The 3,490-nt window shown below is 63.1% G+C and carries 5 protein-coding genes; 2 read left to right on the top strand and 3 right to left on the bottom strand.

Annotation, left to right across the window (positions count from 1 at the left end):
* The first annotated feature begins 133 nt into the window (after positions 1-133).
* A complete protein-coding gene (locus tag EN750_RS24270; RefSeq protein WP_127397908.1) occupies positions 134-1,051 on the top strand; it encodes an aldo/keto reductase family oxidoreductase in 918 nt (305 codons plus the stop codon).
* Positions 1,052-1,123: 72 nt separating this feature from the next.
* On the opposite strand, the gene EN750_RS24265 is transcribed toward EN750_RS24270, so the two are convergent.
* The 3 genes from EN750_RS24265 to carA form a co-directional block, all read right to left on the bottom strand.
* Positions 1,124-1,507, bottom strand: a complete 384-nt coding sequence (locus tag EN750_RS24265) for a helix-turn-helix transcriptional regulator (protein WP_127397906.1) — start codon at positions 1,505-1,507, stop codon at positions 1,124-1,126.
* A gap of 11 nt (positions 1,508-1,518) precedes the next feature.
* Complete coding sequence (locus EN750_RS24260) at positions 1,519-1,770, bottom strand: type II toxin-antitoxin system RelE/ParE family toxin (protein WP_023809686.1); 252 nt, start codon at positions 1,768-1,770, stop codon at positions 1,519-1,521.
* 64 nt (positions 1,771-1,834) lie between these two features.
* Entirely contained in the window at positions 1,835-3,052 is a 1,218-nt protein-coding gene (gene carA / locus EN750_RS24255) for a glutamine-hydrolyzing carbamoyl-phosphate synthase small subunit (protein WP_127397904.1), read from the bottom strand.
* A 276-nt stretch (positions 3,053-3,328) separates the two neighbouring features.
* Between carA and EN750_RS24250 the strand changes: the two genes are divergently transcribed.
* On the top strand, positions 3,329-3,490 hold a 162-nt coding region (locus EN750_RS24250), incomplete at its 3' end, for a GatB/YqeY domain-containing protein (RefSeq protein ID WP_164890864.1).

Below are 3,490 nucleotides of genomic sequence, written 5' to 3'. Positions count from 1 at the left end.
CCTTCGGCGGTGCGCCCTATCTGGTCGGCGCATGTTTTCTGACGCTGGCGTGCATCGTCTTCGTCACCAAGGTGGCGAGGCCCGCGGCGCGCGCAAATGTCACCGCCGGCGCCGCCGAAGATGGAGCGCAGGTGTGAGTCACAGCCGCATTGCGCTGACTCGGGACGGACTGTCGCTGTCGCGGTTGGTCTTCGGCGCCTCGCGTCTGCTCGACAGCGCCGCCCGCCCGGATGCCGATCAGGTCGCACGGCTGATCGGCACCGCCGTCGATCTCGGACTGACCAGCTTTGATCATGCCGACATCTATGGGCACTATGAGGTTGAAGCGGCCTTCGGCGCCGGGCTGGCGCGCTGGAAAGGCAAGCGCGACAGCATCGAACTGATCTCGAAATGCGACATCATGAAGAAATCGCCAAACCGGCCGGACAACCGGCTGAAGCACTACGATACCAGCGCCACTCATATCGCGGCCTCGGTCGACCGCTCGCTCGCCAATCTCGGCACCGACTATCTCGACCTGTTGCTGCTGCATCGGCCGGACCCGTTGATGGATGCCGATGAGACGGCGCCGGCACTGGCCGGCCTGGTCAAAGCCGGTAAGGTGAGGGCGGTCGGCGTCTCCAATTTCACGCCGTCGCAGTTCGATCTGCTGGCCTCGCGAATGCCGTTCGCGCTCGCCACCAACCAGATCGAGATGTCGGTGCTGAAGACATCAGCGCTGACCGACGGCAGCCTCGACCACGCGCAGCGCCTTGCCTATGCGCCGATGATCTGGTCGCCGCTCGGGGGCGGCTCGCTGTTCACCGGCAAGGAGGGGCGCGAGGCGCGGGTGCGGGCAGCGCTTGCCGAGGTGGCAGCGGAAATCGGTGCCGGCGATCTTGCCGCAGTCGCCATCGCCTGGCTGCTGCGCCACCCGGCCCGATTGGTGCCGGTGCTGGGTTCGATGAAGCCGGAACGGCTGGCCGCCATGGTCAAGGCGCTTGATATCGGGCTCGACCGCCAGCAATGGTTCGCCGTCCTGGAAGCCAGTGAAGGCCGGCCGGTGGCGTAGGATGAGAACTAGATTCTTTGTTTGTCGCAATTCCCGGACGGGAAACCGTTTCACACTTTTCCTGGGATTGCTCTAGGGTTCGATCCATTCGCCGGGGATATCCAGCGTCTTTGCCAGCATGGCACTGGTCTGCGGCGATGGTTTGCGACGATTGGATTCGAGGTCCGACAGGAAACCCTGGCTGACACCAATGGCAGTCGCCAAATCGGCTTGGGTCAGGTTGCGCCAATTGCGCAGCGCTTTGAGCCGGCTCGAGCCCCGCAGGATATCCATCGTCACGGCAGCGGGCAGGGGCTTTTCCGTTTTGAGCTCGGCCTTCCGTTCATCGTAGATCGCCACATCCGCAGCATCTTCCACGGCTTCTTCAGCGGCATGCAGCAATGCCTCGTAGTCGGCCTTCGGGATGACGACCAGTTCTTCGCCGGTTGAGGTCTTGATGATTTGCGGGGCGTTCATGATGTCCTGTCCTATGGCCTGCTATAGGTCGTCGTTTCACGCTTGCCGATGTAGATCGCGAGAATCGTGGTGCGGTCTTCGTCGAATATGACGCGATAGCGGCCGATACGCAGTCTATAACCGTTCCGGCCGGCAAGACGCTTTACATCTCCACGACCGCTGACGGCGTAAGTGATCAAACCCTCGGAAACCTGCTCGCGGACATCCGCCGGCAGGTTATCGAGATCGCGAGCCGCCGATACCGAAAGGATGATCGTCTTCACAACAAGCAATATCGCACATTTATCGCTTTGTGTTAAGCGATATCGCTAACAGCATTCTGAAGGATCAAGCCCGTTCGGCCAGCAATTCCTCGCCGCGCTTCTCGCGGATTAGATTGACGAAGCGACGGAACAGATAGTGCGAGTCCTGCGGGCCGGGCGAAGCCTCCGGGTGATGCTGGACCGAGAACACCGGCCGGCCGGTCAGCGTGATGCCGCAGTTCGAACCGTCGAACAGCGAGACGTGGGTTTCCTCGACGCCCGATGGCAGCGAGTCGGCATCGACGGCAAAGCCGTGGTTCATCGAGACGATCTCGACCTTGCCGGTGGTGTGATCCTTGACCGGATGGTTGGCGCCGTGATGGCCCTGGTGCATCTTGGCGGTCTTGCCGCCCAGCGCCAGTGCCAGCATCTGGTGGCCGAGGCAGATGCCGAACACGGGGATGTCGGTCTTCAACAGATCCCGGATGACCGGCACGGCATAATCACCGGTGGCTTCCGGGTCGCCGGGGCCATTGGAGAGAAAAATGCCGTCCGGCTGCATGGCAAGGATTTCTTCGGCGCCGGTCTTGGCCGGCACCACCGTGACCTTGGCGCCGAGGCCGGCGAGCAGGCGCAATATGTTACGTTTGACGCCATAATCGATGGCGACGACATGCATTGTCGGTTCGGTCTGTTCGCCAAAGCCTTCGTTCCACACCCAGGGCGTCTCGCGCCAGACCGAGGACTGGCCCGAGGTGACATCCTTGGCGAGGTCGAGGCCGATCAGGCCCGACCATGCGGCGGCGCACCGCTTCAGATCGTCGAGATCGAACACGCCGTCGGGCGCGTGCGCGATGACGGCGTTGGGCATGCCCTTTTCGCGGATCAGTGCTGTCAGCGCGCGCGTGTCGATGCCCGACAGGGCGACGATGCCGCGCTTCTTCAGCCATTGGTCGAGACCGGTGCCGGCGCGATAGTTGGAAGGGTTGGTGACATCGGCCTTGAACACGGCGCCGACGGCACCGGCGCGGGCGGCGGGATTGAGGTCCTCGATGTCCTCGTCATTGGTGCCGATGTTGCCGATATGCGGGAAGGTGAAGGTGACGATCTGGCCGGCATAGGAAGGGTCTGTGAGGATTTCCTGGTAGCCGGTCAGCGCCGTGTTGAAGCAGACTTCGGCGACGGCGGAGCCGGTGGCGCCGAGACCGCGACCTTCGATGACGGTGCCGTCGGCCAGCACCAGAAGGGCGGTCGGCTTTTCAGTGGCCCAGGCGGGCGTCGAGGCGGCGGTCATCTCGGCCATGCGGCACTCCTATCAGGCCGCGCGCTGCAACCGGCCCGGCGGGCCATCTGCGCGGCAAACGGCGCGAAGCGGCGATTTCGCGGCCTCCACGCAGTCAAATTTCCGTTCATGCAAGGCCCAGTACATAGGGGAAGGGGGCAGGGCGGTCAATGATCATGCGAAATGCCGGAACGTTTTATTTCACCTAGCAAAATCAGTGGCTTGCTCCGGCACATCCGGGTTTGCCTTGGCCCGCCCGCGGCGCTATTGTCCGCGCCGATCGAAGGAGAATGCACCATGCGCGGAAAAATCGCCGAATCCCTGAAGAGCGCGATGAAGGCGCAGGACAAGCACCGGCTGCCGACATTGCGGCTGATCCAGGCCGCCATTCACGACCGCGACATCGCTAATCGCGGTTCGGGCAAGGAGCCGGCCAGCGACGAGGAGATCCTGCAGATC

Source organism: Mesorhizobium sp. M7A.F.Ca.ET.027.03.2.1, from assembly GCF_003999175.1.
GTDB lineage: Bacteria > Pseudomonadota > Alphaproteobacteria > Rhizobiales > Rhizobiaceae > Mesorhizobium.
Note: the sequence above shows the minus strand (reverse complement) of the source record. Positions and strands in the feature narration are given on the sequence as shown.